General features: G+C 69.8%; 17 protein-coding genes and 1 pseudogene. 13 read left to right on the top strand and 5 right to left on the bottom strand.

Going from position 1 to position 15769, the window contains the following annotated elements; all coding sequences use genetic code 11:
• Positions 1 to 18: 18 nt before the first annotated feature.
• On the top strand, positions 19 to 771 hold the full coding sequence (locus KME78_RS19290; RefSeq protein ID WP_219530485.1) for an SDR family NAD(P)-dependent oxidoreductase: 753 nt from the start codon (positions 19 to 21) through the stop codon (positions 769 to 771).
• Between the two features lie 31 nt (positions 772 to 802).
• On the opposite strand, the pseudogene KME78_RS68435 reads toward KME78_RS19290, so the two are convergent.
• From KME78_RS68435 to KME78_RS19275, 3 genes and pseudogenes are all read right to left on the bottom strand, one after another.
• A pseudogene (locus KME78_RS68435) lies at positions 803 to 1194 on the bottom strand (Tn3 family transposase); the annotation flags it as partial.
• A gap of 46 nt (positions 1195 to 1240) precedes the next feature.
• Positions 1241 to 2182: a 3-carboxyethylcatechol 2,3-dioxygenase gene (locus KME78_RS19280; protein ID WP_219530484.1), complete on the bottom strand. Its 942-nt coding sequence runs from the start codon at positions 2180 to 2182 to the stop codon at positions 1241 to 1243.
• Positions 2179 to 3156, bottom strand: a complete 978-nt coding sequence (locus KME78_RS19275; RefSeq protein WP_219530483.1) for a zinc-binding dehydrogenase — start codon at positions 3154 to 3156, stop codon at positions 2179 to 2181. Before KME78_RS19275 ends, KME78_RS19280 begins: the two co-directional genes overlap by 4 nt.
• A 101-nt stretch (positions 3157 to 3257) precedes the next feature.
• On the opposite strand from KME78_RS19275, the gene KME78_RS19270 reads away from it, so the two are divergent.
• The 8 genes from KME78_RS19270 to KME78_RS19235 are packed head-to-tail and all read left to right on the top strand — an operon-like array spanning position 3258 to position 10279.
• On the top strand, positions 3258 to 4580 hold the full coding sequence (locus KME78_RS19270; RefSeq protein WP_219530482.1) for an aromatic ring-hydroxylating dioxygenase subunit alpha: 1323 nt from the start codon (positions 3258 to 3260) through the stop codon (positions 4578 to 4580).
• Entirely contained in the window at positions 4577 to 4912 is a 336-nt protein-coding gene (locus tag KME78_RS19265; RefSeq protein ID WP_219530481.1) for a non-heme iron oxygenase ferredoxin subunit, read from the top strand. Before KME78_RS19270 ends, KME78_RS19265 begins: the two co-directional genes overlap by 4 nt.
• Positions 4909 to 6063: an NAD(P)/FAD-dependent oxidoreductase gene (locus KME78_RS19260; protein WP_219530480.1), complete on the top strand. Its 1155-nt coding sequence runs from the start codon at positions 4909 to 4911 to the stop codon at positions 6061 to 6063. Before KME78_RS19265 ends, KME78_RS19260 begins: the two co-directional genes overlap by 4 nt.
• Before the next feature lie 51 nt (positions 6064 to 6114).
• A complete protein-coding gene (locus tag KME78_RS19255) occupies positions 6115 to 6663 on the top strand; it encodes a 3-phenylpropionate/cinnamic acid dioxygenase subunit beta (RefSeq protein ID WP_219530479.1) in 549 nt (182 codons plus the stop codon).
• Between the two features lie 11 nt (positions 6664 to 6674).
• Positions 6675 to 7508 (top strand): alpha/beta fold hydrolase, encoded by an 834-nt coding sequence (locus KME78_RS19250; RefSeq protein ID WP_219530478.1) that lies wholly within the window; start codon positions 6675 to 6677, stop codon positions 7506 to 7508.
• Entirely contained in the window at positions 7505 to 8320 is an 816-nt protein-coding gene (gene hcaB / locus KME78_RS19245; RefSeq protein ID WP_219530477.1) for a 3-(cis-5,6-dihydroxycyclohexa-1,3-dien-1-yl)propanoate dehydrogenase, read from the top strand. Before KME78_RS19250 ends, hcaB begins: the two co-directional genes overlap by 4 nt.
• A gap of 11 nt (positions 8321 to 8331) precedes the next feature.
• Positions 8332 to 9918 (top strand): acyl-CoA synthetase, encoded by a 1587-nt coding sequence (locus tag KME78_RS19240; RefSeq protein WP_219530476.1) that lies wholly within the window; start codon positions 8332 to 8334, stop codon positions 9916 to 9918.
• Between the two features lies 1 nt (position 9919).
• Positions 9920 to 10279: an aminopeptidase gene (locus KME78_RS19235; protein WP_219530475.1), complete on the top strand. Its 360-nt coding sequence runs from the start codon at positions 9920 to 9922 to the stop codon at positions 10277 to 10279.
• A 5-nt stretch (positions 10280 to 10284) separates the two neighbouring features.
• Here KME78_RS19235 and KME78_RS19230 read toward each other — a convergent pair whose 3' ends face one another.
• A complete protein-coding gene (locus tag KME78_RS19230; protein ID WP_219530474.1) occupies positions 10285 to 11067 on the bottom strand; it encodes an IclR family transcriptional regulator in 783 nt (260 codons plus the stop codon).
• A 116-nt stretch (positions 11068 to 11183) separates the two neighbouring features.
• On the opposite strand from KME78_RS19230, the gene KME78_RS19225 reads away from it, so the two are divergent.
• Positions 11184 to 11759 carry a helix-turn-helix domain-containing protein gene (locus KME78_RS19225; protein ID WP_219530473.1) on the top strand — a complete coding sequence of 192 codons (576 nt, stop codon included), beginning with the start codon at positions 11184 to 11186 and terminating at the stop codon, positions 11757 to 11759.
• Positions 11760 to 11895: 136 nt separating this feature from the next.
• Entirely contained in the window at positions 11896 to 13206 is a 1311-nt protein-coding gene (locus tag KME78_RS19220; protein ID WP_219530472.1) for an MFS transporter, read from the top strand.
• 313 nt (positions 13207 to 13519) lie between these two features.
• Here KME78_RS19220 and KME78_RS19215 read toward each other — a convergent pair whose 3' ends face one another.
• Positions 13520 to 14134: a helix-turn-helix domain-containing protein gene (locus KME78_RS19215; RefSeq protein WP_219530471.1), complete on the bottom strand. Its 615-nt coding sequence runs from the start codon at positions 14132 to 14134 to the stop codon at positions 13520 to 13522.
• 157 nt (positions 14135 to 14291) lie between these two features.
• Here KME78_RS19215 and KME78_RS19210 point away from each other — a divergent pair, with 157 nt between their 5' ends.
• Both KME78_RS19210 and KME78_RS19205 read left to right on the top strand, forming a co-directional pair.
• Entirely contained in the window at positions 14292 to 15188 is an 897-nt protein-coding gene (locus tag KME78_RS19210; RefSeq protein ID WP_308127033.1) for a PaaX family transcriptional regulator, read from the top strand.
• 121 nt (positions 15189 to 15309) lie between these two features.
• Positions 15310 to 15769 (top strand): MFS transporter (locus tag KME78_RS19205; protein ID WP_219530469.1); only part of this gene is annotated, 460 nt, incomplete at its 3' end.

Genomic DNA, 15769 nt, shown 5'->3' with positions numbered 1-15769 from the left:
CGCTCGAGGATCGTCGGCATGAAGCGATTCACGAACAGAACAGTTTTGATCACCGGCGGCACCAGCGGCATCGGCTTCGCGACCGCGCGCAGACTCCTCGACGAGGGTGCGTACGTCGTCATCACCGGCCGCGACCAGGCCCGCCTCGACACCGCGGCAGAACGCCTGGGCTCCGAGCGGGTCCTGCCCGTCCGCGCGGACGTCAGCATTGACGCCGACCTCGACCTCCTCGTGCGACGCGTCGAGACCTGGCGCGGCGCCCTCGACGCGGTCTTCGCCAATGCCGGAATTGCGGACTTCAGGCCAGAGTTCACCCCGAAGGACTTCGACTACACCGTCGGAATCAACTTCAAGGGAGTGTTCTTCACGATCCAAAAGGCGCTGCCGCTGATGGGCGACGGAGGCGCCGTCGTCATCAACGCCTCCTGGACCCTGCACCGCGGCCTCCCGGTGGCCTCGATCTACGCCGCCAGCAAGGCGGCCGTGCACAATCTCGCCCGCACGCTCGGCACCGACCTCGCGCCGCGTGGCATCCGCGTCAACTCCGTCAGCCCCGGCTACATCGAGACCGAGATGTACCGGTCCGCCATCGACCCCGACGCGGAGACCCGCATCACGGCGGAGGTGCCGCTCGGCTCGCTCGGCCACCCGGACGATGTCGCCGCTGCCGTCGCCTTCCTGGTCTCGGACGACGCGTCGTACATCACCGGTCAGGACCTCGTCATCGACGGCGGCCTCGTGGCAGCGGCGCCCCTCGGGCTACGCCTTTGACCGCCATGCAACAGCCGTAGCAGGCCCACCGCTACGCCACCTCGGGCAGGTCGGGGTCGAAGTCGTCGGGACGCAGACATAGCACGTGAGTCGCGTACAGGCCGAACCGGCTGATGCGCGCGATCAGGTAGGGCGACAGCTGTGCGACGTCCTCGGCTCGGCCGGGTCGTTGTCGGCGATGACGCCGTCGTTGCCGAAGCGAAGCCAGGCGGAGAAGCCGTTGGAGCCTTCGACCTTGTTGGTGACCGCGGTGATGCGCCACCGCAGGGCCGGGTCGGCGAGGAAAGGCAGGAGCGCCACGGTACCTACACTGCGGCCGACCTCCCGAAAGGCCCGGTAGATCTCGTTCTTGCGGGAGAGGGAGCGGGAGCCCAGCCGGCGCAGCAGGGTGACGGAGTTGAGCCTGCCCTCGCGGATGGAGATTGGAGTTGGCCGTTCGCCAGCCGGTCCACGGCCTCTTCCATGGCGGTCATCGCTCGCCCACCGCGGTGGCGACGGCGAAGCCCGCGATCCATTCGGGGATGGCGCGGTAAAAGCGCGAGGTCATCTGGTACTTGCCGGTCGCGGCCAGTGAGGCGAACGCGGCGATCCACGTCCGCACCTCGTGCGCCGAGCCACCGCCTTCGGCGCCCATCCACTCCACACTCCAGTCGTCCACATCCTCCGGCCGGCCGCTCGCGAGGGTATCGAGCACGAGGTTGTCCCAGGTCGGATTGATGGGAATCATCGCGGTCGAACCGGCGGCGTAGTCACGCCCGGCCTGGACCACCCGCTGCTCCCCCCGCGCCCGCTGCTCCGGCGTGGGCGGATGGCCCTCGATGAGGGCGTCGGCGACGCGGGGCGGCGCGCCCTCCAGCACCGGGACGGGCGGGTCGTGCGACAGCCCGCCGGAGCCGAGGAACAGCACCCGCCGGTCCAGCGCGGCGGCGGCCTCGCCGATCGCGGTGCCGAGCGCGCGGATGCGGCTGACCGGGCCGAGCGGGGTGGCCACGCCGTTGACGAAGACGGGTACGACGGGGACCTGGTCGATGCCGCCGAACAGGATCTCCAACGGCTGCACGAATCCGTGGTCCACGGTCATTCGCGCCGAGATCGTCAGATCGATGCCCCGGTCGAGCACACCGAGGGCGATGGCGCGGGCGGCCTCGGTGTCCACTGACAGGGGTCCGGCGGCCGAGCCGAAGTCGCCGACCGCGTTGGCCTCGGTGGCCAGGCAGAAGGGCGGCATCTCCTTGTAGAAGAAGCCGTTGTAGTGGTCGGGTGCGTACAGCACGACCAGCTCGGGGTCGAAGGAGCGGATGAAGGCGCGGGCCTCGTCCACGGCGGTGTCCACGGCCGCGATCACGTCGGGCGCAGGGTCGTTCTTGCCGATGAGCGGGGAGTGGGACAGGCCGACGGCGACGGCACTCATGAGGTGATCTCCTTAATGACGAGCTTGCCGGTGAGCCGCCCGTCGATCATGAGCTGGAAGCCCTTGTGGATCTCGTCCAGTGGGAGCGTGCGGTCGATCACCGGGCGCAGGCCCGTGGCATCCATCATGTTCAGCAGCGCGACCAGCTCGCCGCGGGTGCAGCCGGTGGAGCCGAGGATGCGCTGCTGCAGGTAGAAGATGCGGCCGAGGTCGGCGGGTGGGTTGGTGCCGCTGGTCGCGCCGGCGATGACGACGGTGCCGCCGGGGCGCAGCGACCTCAGCGAGTGCGACCAGGTAGCCTCGCCGACAGTCTCGATCACGACGTCCACACGTTCGGGCAGCCGCTCGCCGGGTGCCACAGCGGCCCGCGCGCCCCAGGAGAGCGCCTGGGCACGCTTGTCCTCACTGCGGCTGGTGGTGTACACCACGGCGCCCGCGGCCAGCGCCAGCTTGATCGCAGCAGAGGCGACGCCGCCGCCCGCGCCCTGCACCAGCACCCGGTCCCCGGCCTTGATCCGCGCCTGGGTGAACAACATCCGGTACGCCGTCGTCCAGGCGACCGGCAGGCACGCGGCCTCGTCGAAGGACAACCACGACGGCTTGGGGATCAGGTTGCGGGTCGGGACGGTCAGGTACTCGGCGAACGCGCCGTCGTGCTGCTCGGACAGCAGGGCCCGGTTCGGGTCCAGGGTCTCGTCGCCCCGCCCGGCGTCCGGGTCCGCTATGACGGGGTGCACAATGACCTCGTTGCCGTCCTCGTCGTAGCCGGCGGCGTCGCAGCCGAGGATGATCGGCAGCCGCTCGGGCGGGTGGCCGACGCCACGCAGCGTCCACAGGTCGTGCATGTTGAGGGAGGACGAGACGACCCGGACGGTCGACCAGCCGAGCCTGGGCTCGGGCTTGGGGACGTCGCCCAGGACGAGACCGGACAGCGGGTCGGTCGCGCTCTGAGAGACGGCGGTGGCGGCAAGCATGCTCCAACGCTGACCGATGAACGCCGATCTCCGACAGCTCGTGTGCCGCCGTACGGAACGACCGTTGGAAGCTGGCGTATCCATGGCTGTTACCTGGGCACATGACCATCGAAACCCCGCGTGGGGCCTTGCGGCGCCCGGCCGAGCTGGCGCCGACCATCGACGTCCGCGGCCTCGTCGACAGCGAGGGCGGGCTGGTGGATCGCGCCGTCTTCACCGACCAGCAGATCTACCGACAGGAACTGCGCCGCGTGTTCGCGCCGAGTTGGCTGTTCCTGGCGCACACCGACCAGTTCCACAAGCCCGGCGACTTCTTCACCACGTACATGGGCGAGGACCCGGTCATCGTCACCCTGGACCGCAACCGCCGCGTGCGCGCGTACTTGAACTCCTGCCGGCACCGCGGCGCCCGCGTCTGCCGTGCCGACTACGGCGCCACTCGCAACTTCACCTGCACCTACCACGGCTGGTCCTATGACCTGGAAGGCAAGCTCGTCAGCGTCCCGAACAAGGCGGGCTACCCAGAGTCGTTCGACACGGGGGAGTGGGGCCTGGTCGAGGTGCCCAACGTCGACAGCTATCTCGGCCTGATCTTCGGCACCTGGAACCCGGCCCCGGTGCCGCTGCGCGAGTCGCTGGGCGACATGGCCTGGTACATGGACGCGATGCTCGATCACGACGACCAGGGCACGGTCGTGGTGGGCGGCGTGCACAAGTGGGTGCTGGAGGGCAACTGGAAGCTGGCCGCCGAGCAGTTCGCCACCGACTGGTACCACGTCAACATGAGCCACGCCTCGGCGCTCATGCTGCTCTCGCCCACCGGCAAGGGCCCCAAGGACGAGATCGTGCACCGCACCGGCCGCCAGTACGCCAGCCCAAACGGCCACGGCGCCGGATTCCCCGTGCACCCCAAGAACCGTTTCGACGCCAAAACTGTCCACCAGTGGACGGACTACGCGGCGCTCCGCGAACGTCTCGGCGACGCCCGAGTCGAGGGCCCGCTCACCAACGGGCACGCCACCGTCTTCCCGAACTTCTCCTACTTGCCGGTCAACGGCTCCATCCGGATCTGGCACCCCAAAGGCCCGGACCGGATGGAGGTGTGGGCCTGGACCATCGTCGACAAGTCCATGCCGCCCCAGGTGCGCGAGGCGCAGCGGCTGTACAACCTGCGCACGTTCGGCCCCAGCGGCATCTTCGAGCAGGACGACGGCGAGAACTGGAGCGAGGTGCAGGCCGTCTCGCACGGCTTCGTCACCAACAGCGTGCCGCTCAACTACCAGATGGGCCTCGGCTCCGAACGCGACGACGGCCGCCATCCCGGTTCCACCAGTGAGCTCTACAGCGACGCCGCCGGCCGGACCTTCTACGCCCGCTGGCGTGAGCTCATGACCACCCCCGCCTGGCACGAGGAGGGCAAATGACCGACGGCATCAGGGTCGCGGCGCTGGACGACATCACCGAGGGCGAGGGCATCGCCATCGCCAAGGCGATCACCGGCACCGACGACGACATCGCGCTGCTGCGCGACACCGACGGCAGCGTGTGGGCGCTGGACGACACCTGCACCCATGAGGACGCCTCTCTGGCCGACGGCTGGGTCGAGGACGGCTACGTCGAATGCCCGCTCCACTCCAGCAAGTTCTGCCTCAAGAACGGCGAGGTCCAGGGCCTGCCCGCCACCCGCAGCACCTGCCCGCACCGGGTTGAGGTCCGCGACGGCGAGGTCTACCTCTTCCCGAACCAGGCACCATGAACGTCGTGATCGTCGGCGGCGGCATCGCCGGCGTCAGCACCGCCGCGGCCCTGCGCTCGGGCGGCTTCGACGGCGACCTCACCCTGATCGACGCGGGCGAGTTCCCCTACGACCGGCCGCCGCTGTCGAAGGACTACCTGACCGGGGCCAAGGACCTCATGCAGATCGCCCTCCAGCCCTCACAGTGGTACGACGAACAGTCCATCCGGCTGATCAACCAGACCCGCGTGACCGCGCTGCGCTCAGGGCGCGTCGAACTGCAGGACGGCACCCTGCTGCCCGCCGACCGCGTGGTCCTGGCCACCGGCGGCGGAGCGGCACGCCCGCCCATTCCGGGCTGCGAGCGCGCGCATGTGCTCCGGACGGCCGAGGACGCCGACCGGCTGCGTGCCGCTCTGAGACCGGGTGTCCGGGTGCTGGTGGTCGGCGGGGGCCTGATCGGCGCAGAGGTGGCGTCGAGTGCCGTCGATCTCGGCTGCGAGGTCGTGCTCACGGATCCGGTGGCCACGCCGCTGGCCGCTGCGGTTGGCGCCGAGCTGGCTGCCTGGCTCCACCGACAGCACACGACCCGCGGTATCAGCACCGTTCAGGCCGGAGTGGAGTCCCTCGACGGAGCCGAGGCAACGCTCGCCGGTGCACGCCGGGTGTTCGACGTCGTGGTGCTCGGCGTCGGCATGGTGCCCGAGACCGCGCTCGCCGAGGCGGCCGGGCTGAAGGTCGGTCGCGGCATCGTCGTGGACGGCGGACAGGTCACCTCGAATCAGGCGATCCTCGCCGTCGGCGACTCCGCGCGCAGCCGCGACGGGCACTGGGAGGCCGCCCAGCACGACGGCGCGCGGGCGGCGGCCACCATTCTCGGCGCGCCACCTCCCGCGCCCACCGCCCCCTGGTTCTGGACTGACCGGCACGGCCGCCACGTCGAGGCAGTCGGCCACATGGCGGCGGCCAGCTTGATGGTGGTCCGCGGATCCTTCGACGACCCCGCGTTCTCGGTGTTCGGCCTGCGCGACGGGCTGGTCGTGGCCGCCGCCGCCGTGGACGACTCCAATGCCGTACGGGCCGCCCGGCGCATGATCGACCGCCGGGGCCCGGTTGACGCGGCACGCCTGTCAGACCCGTCCGTGAACCTGCGCTCGTTGCTGCGCGGCTGACGTGCCGTCCTGCGGCACAGCCCGTTCCACTCGACCCTGAGGAGGGATCCAATGACGTCCGTGAGCATGCGTGCCGATCGTGACACCCACTTCGAGGTCGAGCAGTTCTACTACGAGGAGGCCGACCTCCTCGACGCCGGCCGCTACGCCGACTGGCTCGATCTGCTCGCCGACGACCTCGACTACTGGATGCCCACCCGCACCAACCGGCTGCGCCGCCAGCAGGCCCTGTCGGTCGCCGCCCGGGGCGAGGCCGCCTTCTACGACGAGAGCAAGGAGAGCCTCGCCTGGCGCATCCGGCGCTTCGACTCCGGCATGGCCTGGGCCGAGGATCCGCCCTCACGTACCCGGCACCTGGTCAGCAACGTGATGGTGCGGCATGTCGATCCCGCTGAGCACCCCGGCTTCACCGCCGACGATCTGCTCGTCCGCTCGGCGTTCCTGGTCTATCGCAACCGCCTGGAGCGCGAGGAGAACGTCTTCGCCGGCACCCGCACCGACGTTCTGCGCCGCACCGCCACCGGCCTGCAGGTCGCCCGCCGGACCATCCTGCTCGACCAGAACATCCTGCTGGCCAAGAACATCTCCACTTTCTTCTGATCGGAGCCCCTGTGAAGCACCACAGCGTGACCACCACGCTCGGCGAGATCGCCGTCGCCGAGGCAGGCGAGGGCCCCGTTCTGGTGATGCTGCACGGCGGCGGCCCCGGCGCCTCCGGAGTCAGCAACTACCGCCAGAACCTGCCCGCGCTGACCCGCCACTTCCGCGTCGTCCTGCCGGACCAGCCCGGTTTCGGCGGCAGCTACCGCCCCACCGACGAGGATCTGGACAAGCGGTCCATCACCGAGATCACCGTGGACGCCGTCTTCCAGGCGCTCGACGCCCTCGGCATTGAGACCTTCCACCTGCTCGGCAACAGCCTCGGCGGCGCCGCCGCGATCGCGATGGCCCAAGAACGCCCCGACCGTGTGGCCAAGCTCGTGCTCATGGCGCCCGGCGGCGGCTGGCTGCCGTTCGGTCCCACCCCGACCGAGGGGCAGAAGGAGATGTTCCGCTACTACAACGGCACCGGCCCCAGCGAGAAGAAGATGGCCGCGTTCATCCGCACCATGGTCTTCGACCACAAGCAGTTCGGCGAGGACGTCGTCAAGGCCCGCTACGAGGCCTCGCTCGACGAGAGCCACATCGCCTTCTACCACCGCTACAACGCCGCCTTCGCCAGGCGTGGCGGCATGGACCCGATGTGGAGGGACCTGCACAAGATCAAGGCGCCGACCCTGCTGCTGTGGGGGCGCGACGACCGCACGATCACCCTCGACGGCGCGCAGCTCATGCTCAAGCAGATCCGCGACGTGCAACTCCACGTCTTCGGCCGGTGCGGCCACTGGGTGCAGCTGGAGCGGCAGCGCGAGTTCGAGGACCTCGTCACGGGGTTTCTGGCATGAGCGGCTGGCTCGACGGCCACGCCGCGCTGATCACCGGAGGCGGCTCCGGCATCGGCCGCGCCGTCGCCGAGCGTTTCCTCGCCGAGGGAGCGTCTGTGACCGTCCTCGGCCGCGACCCGGCCCAGCTCGACCAGGTCGCCGGGGACCCGTCCAGAGTGCACAAGGTGACCGCCGACGTCCGCGACTCCGGCGCGCTGCACGCCGCCGTCGCCGAGACCGTCGAACGCTTCGGCAAGCTCGACACCCTGGTCGCCAACGCCGGCGTGTGGGACTATCAGCGCCAGCTCACCCGCCTGTCCGGCAAGGAGATCGACACGGCCTTCGACGAGGTCTTCTCCATCAACGTCAAGGGCTATCTGCTGGCCGCCGAGGCGGCCTGGCCGGAGCTGGTCAGGACGCGCGGCAGCATCGTCATGACGCTGTCCAACTCCTCCTTCTACGTCAACGGCGGCGGCCCCCTCTACACCGCCAGCAAGCACGCCTGCCTCGGCCTCATGCGCGAGCTCGCCTACGAGCTGGCCCCCAAGGTCCGCGTGAACGGCGTCGCCTGTGGCGGCATGAACACCGACCTGCGCGGCCCCGAGGCGCTCGCGCTGGGCGATCGCTCGATCGCGGCCTCCTTCGCCAAGCGGCAGGGCGCCCCGCCCATCCCGCTGCACGACTCCGGCACCGACCCGCGCGACTTCACCGCGCCCTATGTGCTGCTCGCCGCCCGCGAGCAGAGCGGCACCATCACCGGACACGCCATCTCGGCCGACGGCGGCATCGGGGTTCGGGGGTTCGCCCGCGCCGCCGGCGGCGACCACCTCTGAGGAGCTGACCGATGACTCACCCTCACACCCCGAACTCGGGCTTCAACGTCGACGTCAACCCCGCCGCCGCGGTCGTGCGCAACGCCCGCCATTTCGGCGAGGCCGTCCCCGTCCGCTACGCGGGCGGCGACCTCACCTACACCCAGCTCGACCTGAAGGCGGCGCGGCTGGCGACGGTCCTCGCCGAGGGCGGCATCCGTGACGGCGACCGGGTCGCCTACCTGGGACTCAACAGCGTGTCCTTCCTGCTGACGATGCTGGCCTCGTTCCGGCTGGGCGCCGTCTTCGTCCCCATCAACTTCCGGCTCGCCGAACCGGAGCTGCAGAGCGTGCTCCAGCGGAGCGGTGCCGCCGCGCTCGTCTGCGAGGAAGGACATCGGGCGAGCGCGGAGCACGTGCGTGCGGCGACCTCGCTCACGCGCTTCCTCCTGGTGGATGACGACCCGGAGGTGCCGGCCACCGAGGGCGTCGCGGGCTGGGAACCGTGGTCCGGCTTGATCGCCGCGGCCCGGCCGTTCCCGTCGGTGGCCGCGAAGACCTTCGACGACGCGGCGATCCTGATGTTCACCTCGGGCACCACCGGCCTGCCCAAGGGCGTGGTCCTGACCTACGGCAACGCCTGGTGGAACTCGGTCAACGTGGACACCATGCTCGACGCCCGCCGAGGGGACGTGACGTACGCCGCCGCCCCGCTCTTCCACATCGGCGCGCTCAACAGCTTCGTGCTGCGGACGCTGGTGCGCGGCGGCACAGTGCTGGTGCGCCGCTCGTTCGATCCGGTCCGGTTCCTCGACGACCTGGTCACCTACCGGGTCAACTCGATGTTCGCCGTACCCGCCATGCTCGCCGCCCTGAGCCGCGTGCCCGGCGCCTTCGACGCCGACCTGTCTCACCTGCGCTCGATCGTCGTGGCGGGCGCGCCCGTGCCGCCGTCCCTGATCGAGCTGTACGCCTCCCACGGCATGCTGCTGCAGCAGGCGTGGGGGCTCACCGAGACCGCGCCGTTCGCCACCCACTTGCCCGCCGAGCACACCCTGTGCAAGCTCGGCTCCGCCGGCATCCCCATGCCCTACACGCAGGTCCGCGTCGTGGATTCAATGACCAACCAGCCGCTCAAGCCCGGCGAAGCCGGTGAGATCGTGGTGCGCGGCCCCAACGTCACCCCCGGCTACTGGGAGAACCCCGAGGCGACCGCGGCCGCGTTCGACGAGGAGGGCTGGTTCCACTCCGGCGACGTCGGTTATCTGGACGAGGACGGCTGCCTGTTCATCGTCGACCGGCTCAAAGACATGATCATCAGCGGTGGCGAGAACGTCTACCCGGCCGAGGTCGAACGGGCTCTGGCCGCCATGCCCGGCGTCGTGGACGTCGCGGTCGTCGGCAGCCCCGACGAGCAGTGGGGCGAGACGGTCATGGCCGTGGTGTCCCTGGCCGAGGGGACCACGGCCACCCTCGACGACGTCCGCGAGTACGCCGCCACCCAGCTTGCCCGCTACAAGCTGCCCCGCAAACTGAAGATCGTCCAGGACGTGCCCAGGAATGCCTCCGGCAAGCTGGACAAGGTCGTCATCCGCCGCCTGGCGGACGAGGAGGGCTGAGATGTTGCCGGTGATCGACGGCGTCCGGTTGGCGCGGTGCGTGACCGGCCGCCTGCGCGAGGCGTACCCGGCGGGCGCGCACGACGTGGAGGTCATGGTCTCTCCGGCCTTCACGGGAGAGGCCATGACCCGGCTGCTCCGGGACATCGCCGACGCCGTGATCACGGCCGATCCCCGTTGCCGCCGCCTGGTGTGCGCGGTGCCGGAAGGCGACCTCGACCGGGTGGCGGCGGCGGAGTCCGCCGGGTACCGCTACGTCGTCGACGTCGACCTGCCCGGCGAGCAGCTCAGCCTGCTGGTGCACGAGCCCGGCTGGGTGACCAGGACCGACATGGACCTCGACCACGTGCCGGGGAGCTGATCGGGTCACGCGGTGGCGCGCAGGCGGTGGCCGCGCGCCAGTGCCAGGGCCGCTGCGGCGCTCACCCGTCGCAGCGCCGGCGCCTGCGCCCGGGTGTCCAGGCGGCCGGTGGGACCCGAAACCGACATCGCGGCCACAGCCTTGCCGCTACGGCCCATGACGGGGACGGCGACGCAGTGCAGTCCTACGGTCGACTCCTCGTCGTCGAAGGCGACCCCGGTGCGGCGGATCTCGGCGATCGAGGCCGCCAGCCTGCCGGGGTCGGTGATGGTGTGCGGCGTGAACGCCCGCAGGCCGGAGGCAAGCACGCGCTCCAGGGCGTCATGGTCGTAGGCCAGCAGCACCTTGCCGACCGCGGTGCAGTGGGCGGGGACCCGGCCGCCGATGCGCGAGGGCGAGCGGACCTGGCGGTGGCCGTAGAGCTTGGACAGGTAGACCACGTCGGTGTCGTGCAGGGCGGCGAGGTGGACCGTCTCGCGCGTCAGCTCGTACAGGTCGGTGAGGAAGGGGATGAGCAGGTCGCGGATGTGGTCGTGGGCGGGGACGTAGACGTGCCGGCCGAGCTCGTGCAGCCGCTGACCCAGCCGGTACTTGCCCGCGATCTTTTCCACGACGCCGTTGCGCTCCAGCATGCCGAGCACGCGGAACGCGGTGCTCTTGCTCAGCTCGGCGCGGCGGGCCAGTTCGCTGACGCCGAGCCCGGTCCCGGCCTGGTCGCCGAACGAGATCAGGAGACTGACCGCCTTGTCGATGGCAGCGCGGTCATCGCGGATGGCGGCCGTACCCATGGTTGACCTCCTTTGTCACTTATGAGTGACGATTCGGACCTTGCAGTGGACAGGATGCAAGAGCGGATATCGGTCTGTCAAGATGGACGAGGAGTCATTTATAACTGACAGGGGACATGATGGATTACAACGAGCTGGTCGCGCGCAACGTTCGCAGATTTCGGCGGGAGCGCGGCCTGTCACTCGGCGAGCTGTCACGCCGCTCGGGCCTGTCCAAACAGACGCTCTCCAAGGTCGAGCAGGGAATCGGCAACCCCACGGTCGAGACGCTGTCCGCGCTGGGCAACGCGATCGACGTCTCGCCCAGGCGCCTGCTGACCGAGTGGGGGAGCGCCGTCTACGTTCAGCGCGACGCCGCCGGGACCTGGCAGCGGCAGGACGGCCTGGCCGAGCGCGTCCTCGACCAGGTCTACGGCTCCGGCTACGTGCACACGAGCCTCCTGACCTTGGACGAGGAGGGCTGTGTGCGCTCCTTCCCCGGCCACTCGCTCGGCACCCTCATCCACCTGTACGTCATCGCCGGCGCGTTGCGGACCGGCCCGCTTGAAGAGCAGGTGGACCTCGCGACCGGCGACTTCGTCCGCTTCCCCGGCGACATCCCCTACCGGCACACCTGCCTGTCCGACCAGATGCTCGCCCACGTCGTCATGACGATCCCGCAGGCCGGGCAGTTCGGCCCACCCGCGCGCTGACCTCGAGCAGCAAGCAGGACCTGACCACCGGTCAAGGTTACGGTGACGTGCCGCTGTGCGGCACAGGAGCGTGCCCTCCGCCTCCGGCGGCTCTTCCATGCTCTTGTACCCCAGTCCTCAGCGGAGGAGTCCTTCCATGTCCGAGACCGCCGTACCAGCCGGGACAGCCACGGGCGCACCAAGCCGCAGCGTCTCGCGCGTCGCCGCCGCCAGCCTCATCGGCACCACCATCGAGTACTACGACTTCGCCGTCTATGGCACCGCCGCCGCCCTGGTGCTGGGCCCCGCCTTCTTCCCGGCCGGAACCCCGGCGGCGCAGACCCTGGCCGCCTTCCTCACCTTCGCCGGCGCGTTCCTGGCCAGGCCCATCGGCGTGGTGCTGTTCGGCACCATCGGGGACCGGCTGGGCCGCAAGCCCGCGCTGGTCATCTCACTGCTGCTGATGGGCGCGGCGACGGTCGGCGTCGGCCTGCTGCCGACCCATGCCAGTGCCGGGCTGCTGGCGCCGGTACTCCTGGTGGCGCTCCGCCTGCTCCAGGGCGTGAGCATGGGCGGCGAGTGGGGCGGCGCGGTGCTGCTCGCGGCCGAGCACGCGCCTCCTCGGCGGCGGGCGATGTACGCCTCCATCCCGCAGGCCGGTCCGCCGCTGGGCTTCCTGCTGTCCAGCGCGGTGATCCTGCCCACCCTGGCCATCGCCGGACGTGATGGCTTCGCCGCCGGAGCGTGGCGCATCCCGTTCCTGCTCAGTGCCGTGCTCATCGTCATCGGCATCTGGGTGCGCAGCCGGGTGGAGGAGTCGCCGGTCTTCGCCACCAGGCCGCGCCAGGCCGCCGCCCGCTTCCCGCTCGGCACGCTGCTCAAGGAGCACCCAGGCCGGCTGTTCCTCGGCGTCGGCGCAGCGGTCGGCGGTTCGTCCGTCTACTACCTGACCACCGTCTACAGCCTGCAGTACGGCCCCGCGGCGCTCGGCATCCCGCAGAACACCATGCTCGCCGCCGCCAGCATCGCCGCGACCGCAGGCGCCCTGGCCACCGTGCCCTTCGCCCGTCTGGCCGACCGGATGGGCCGGCGTCCGGTGATGCTGGCCGGTCTCATCGGCTGCGTGCTGTGGGCACTGCCCATGTTCGGCTCCCTGCAGACCGGGAACGGCCTGCTGATCACCGGTGCGCTCGCCATCGGGCTGCTGCTGTTCACACTGAGCTTCGCGCCGATCGCCGCGTTCCTGCCGGAACTGTTTCCCGCCCGGCTGCGCTACACCGGAGCCTCGACCACCTTCATCCTGGCCAACACCCTGGGCGGAGGCTTCGCGCCGGTCGTCGCCACCTGGCTGAACACGCAATGGGCCTCGCCCTTGGTGCTCGGCGTCTACACGGGCACACTCTGCCTGGTGAGCATCGTCTGCGTGCTCGTCCTGCCTGAGACCCGTGAGCGGGAGTTCTCGTCCTGACGGTGTCGTTCGGTAAGGCGTTTATGTGGACAAATGGTCTTTATGGTGGACTCGCGTCCAATGTAGATAGTGGAGACCTCCATGGCCACGCCCTACCGCGACCCCGGTCCCAGCGCGCGCGAAGCGGGGCTGTACCGGCCAGACCAAGTCCACGACGTTCCGGATCGCAGCCTGGGCTACCCGCGCGCACCGACCACACCCTGAGTGACCCCGGGCCCTTCCGGGCCGCCCCCCGAGCCGCACCCGCCAGGAGGGCATCGCCTACGATCGGCAGGAGGCAACCCGGGCTGTGCGGCGGGTGTGAACCAGCGGCTCAGAGGGCGCGCTCACCATGGGTGCGGGACACCCGCATGGCCCCGGTGCCCGGCTGCACACGCGGGACGCTGACCACGACGTGCACCACGCTCTCACAGTCCAGCGACTCGTACACGTGGGGACGGTCGCCCGGATAGCGCACGAAGTCGCCGGTGCTCAGCTCCACCGCGGAGTCGATCGGGCCCACCCGCACGCGGCCGCTGATGACGTACAGGTGCTCCAGCGTGCCGACCGGATGGGGAGCGGAAGGCTCGGTCGGGCCGTCACCGGCCGCAGGCGCGATGCGCAGCAGATAGTTCTCGATCACGCCGGAGCCGTAGATGTGGTCGAGTGAGCGGGACTCATAACCGCCGTGCCGCTGCCACACCACCTCGTCGCGGCGCTGCACCACCATCACCTGCTCCCGCTCGGCCACCAGCCGGGTGACCGGCACCCCCAGCGCGTCCGCGACGGAGAACAGCGTGTCCACCGTCGGATTGCCCACCCCCTGCTCGATCGTGGACAGGGTCTGTTTGGCCAGCCCCGCCTGCCTGGCCAGCTCGGCCAGTGACATGCCCCGCTGCTCCCTGAGCAGGCGCATATTGCGCGCCACAACGGCGTTTCCCGACGACACGGCACCACTGTAGGTCCAACGCGCCACTCACGGCATACCCGCGATCTTGTGCCCGTGTCTGCGGGTCGACCCGTAGCGTCATCCTAAAGCGATCGACGGGCGTCGAGTATATGGAACATTTGATCGTCATAAAGGCTGCTGAAGTTGGTTTCCATGCATGCCAGTCGCAAGCTTGATGAGTGATAATCTGTTAGACGTTTTAAGCTGCGATGAGTGGGGGCCAAGCCGCGTGAAGCCTCGGTCGATCGTATTCGATCTCTACGGTGACTACTTGCGCTATGACGACGGCGCGGCCCCGTTGCAGACTCTGACCGATCTGCTGGTCGGCTTCGACGTCCCCGAGGCGACGACTCGGGTGGTGATGACGCGGCTGCGCAAGGAGGGGTGGTTCGACACCGAGAAACGGGGGCGAACCACCGTCTACCGGCTGACCGACAAGAGCTGGCGCCTGCTCGACGAGGGCCGCAAGCGCATCTTCCAGCGCGAGCGTGAGCCCTGGGACCGGCAGTGGCGCGTCGTCATCTACCACGTTCCCGAGACCGATCGCGCGGCTCGGGAGCGGGTCCGCAAGAAGCTCAGATGGCTCGGCTTCGGGCCGCTGGCGCCTTCCACCTGGGTCTCTCCGCACGAGCGGCTGCAGGAGGCCGCGGAGGGGCTGGCCGAGGAGCCCTCGGTCCGGCTCGACCTGCTGATCAGCCGGTCGATGGGCGCCGCCAGCGACATCGATATGGCGGGCAGATGCTGGGAGCTGAAGGAGCTCCACCGCGCCCTGCTCGCCAAGCGTGACTCCTACCGGGCGCTGCTGGCCCGTTTCGGCTCGGCCCCGCCGCGCGGGCGCGACGCCCTGGTCGAGCGCACCCGCCTCGTCCACGACTATCGCATGCTGCCCTTCGACGACCCCGACCTGCCGATGGAACTGGTGCCGGCGGGATGGGTCGGTCGTGACGTGCACGACCTCTTCCTCGACCTGCACGAGCGGCTCGCCCCTGAGGCCGAGGGATTCTGCTCCTCCTTGGGCATCGGCCCGTTGAACAAGACGTCCGTGCACGCCTGACGTGCCCAGTCTCGTCGAAGTTGAGTGACAAATTATTGACGGTCGTTTGATGAATGTGTAGCGTCGGCGGCATCTGCCCGGCCGTATGCCGGGTTTTCGGATCTCGCTCTGTGGAGTGACCATGGACGCCACCGCCCAACGCCCGTCCGCCCCCCGAGGGAACAGCCTCCCCGTCGTCGCCATCTGCTTCGCCTCGATCGTCTTCGACGGTTACGACCTGATCGTCTACGGCTCCGTGGTGCCGAGCCTGCTCGCCGAGCCGTCATGGAATCTCACTCCCGCGCAGGCCGGCGCCATCGGCAGCTACGCGCTCATGGGCATGCTCATCGGTGCCCTGGCCGCGGGCGTGATCACCGACATCGTCGGCCGCCGCAAGATCGTGATCGCCAGCGTCGCCTGGTTCTCGATCGCCATGGTCCTGTGCGCCCTCGCGCCCTCACCGGAACTGCTGGGTCTGTTCCGGTTCGTGGCCGGGCTCGGCCTCGGCGGCGTCGTGCCCACCGCCATCGCGCTCACCGTCGAGTACGCGCCCGCACACCGGCGCAACCTGTACAACGCCCTGATGTACTCGGGCTACTCGG

Source organism: Nonomuraea guangzhouensis (assembly GCF_019396345.1).
GTDB classification, from domain to species: Bacteria; Actinomycetota; Actinomycetes; order Streptosporangiales; family Streptosporangiaceae; genus Nonomuraea; species Nonomuraea guangzhouensis.
The sequence above is the reverse complement of the archived record's forward strand: the minus strand, read 5'-3'. Positions and strand labels throughout refer to the sequence as shown.

Coding starts and splice junctions, on each gene's coding strand:
- KME78_RS19290 (WP_219530485.1), top strand. CDS start 19: ATGAAGCGATTCACGAACAGAACAGTTTTGATCACCGGCGGCACCAGC.
- KME78_RS19280 (WP_219530484.1), bottom strand. CDS start 2,182: ATGAGTGCCGTCGCCGTCGGCCTGTCCCACTCCCCGCTCATCGGCAAG.
- KME78_RS19275 (WP_219530483.1), bottom strand. CDS start 3,156: ATGCTTGCCGCCACCGCCGTCTCTCAGAGCGCGACCGACCCGCTGTCC.
- KME78_RS19270 (WP_219530482.1), top strand. CDS start 3,258: ATGACCATCGAAACCCCGCGTGGGGCCTTGCGGCGCCCGGCCGAGCTG.
- KME78_RS19265 (WP_219530481.1), top strand. CDS start 4,577: ATGACCGACGGCATCAGGGTCGCGGCGCTGGACGACATCACCGAGGGC.
- KME78_RS19260 (WP_219530480.1), top strand. CDS start 4,909: ATGAACGTCGTGATCGTCGGCGGCGGCATCGCCGGCGTCAGCACCGCC.
- KME78_RS19255 (WP_219530479.1), top strand. CDS start 6,115: ATGACGTCCGTGAGCATGCGTGCCGATCGTGACACCCACTTCGAGGTC.
- hcaB (WP_219530477.1), top strand. CDS start 7,505: ATGAGCGGCTGGCTCGACGGCCACGCCGCGCTGATCACCGGAGGCGGC.
- KME78_RS19240 (WP_219530476.1), top strand. CDS start 8,332: ATGACTCACCCTCACACCCCGAACTCGGGCTTCAACGTCGACGTCAAC.
- KME78_RS19235 (WP_219530475.1), top strand. CDS start 9,920: ATGTTGCCGGTGATCGACGGCGTCCGGTTGGCGCGGTGCGTGACCGGC.
- KME78_RS19230 (WP_219530474.1), bottom strand. CDS start 11,067: ATGGGTACGGCCGCCATCCGCGATGACCGCGCTGCCATCGACAAGGCG.
- KME78_RS19225 (WP_219530473.1), top strand. CDS start 11,184: ATGATGGATTACAACGAGCTGGTCGCGCGCAACGTTCGCAGATTTCGG.
- KME78_RS19220 (WP_219530472.1), top strand. CDS start 11,896: ATGTCCGAGACCGCCGTACCAGCCGGGACAGCCACGGGCGCACCAAGC.
- KME78_RS19210 (WP_308127033.1), top strand. CDS start 14,292: ATGCCAGTCGCAAGCTTGATGAGTGATAATCTGTTAGACGTTTTAAGC.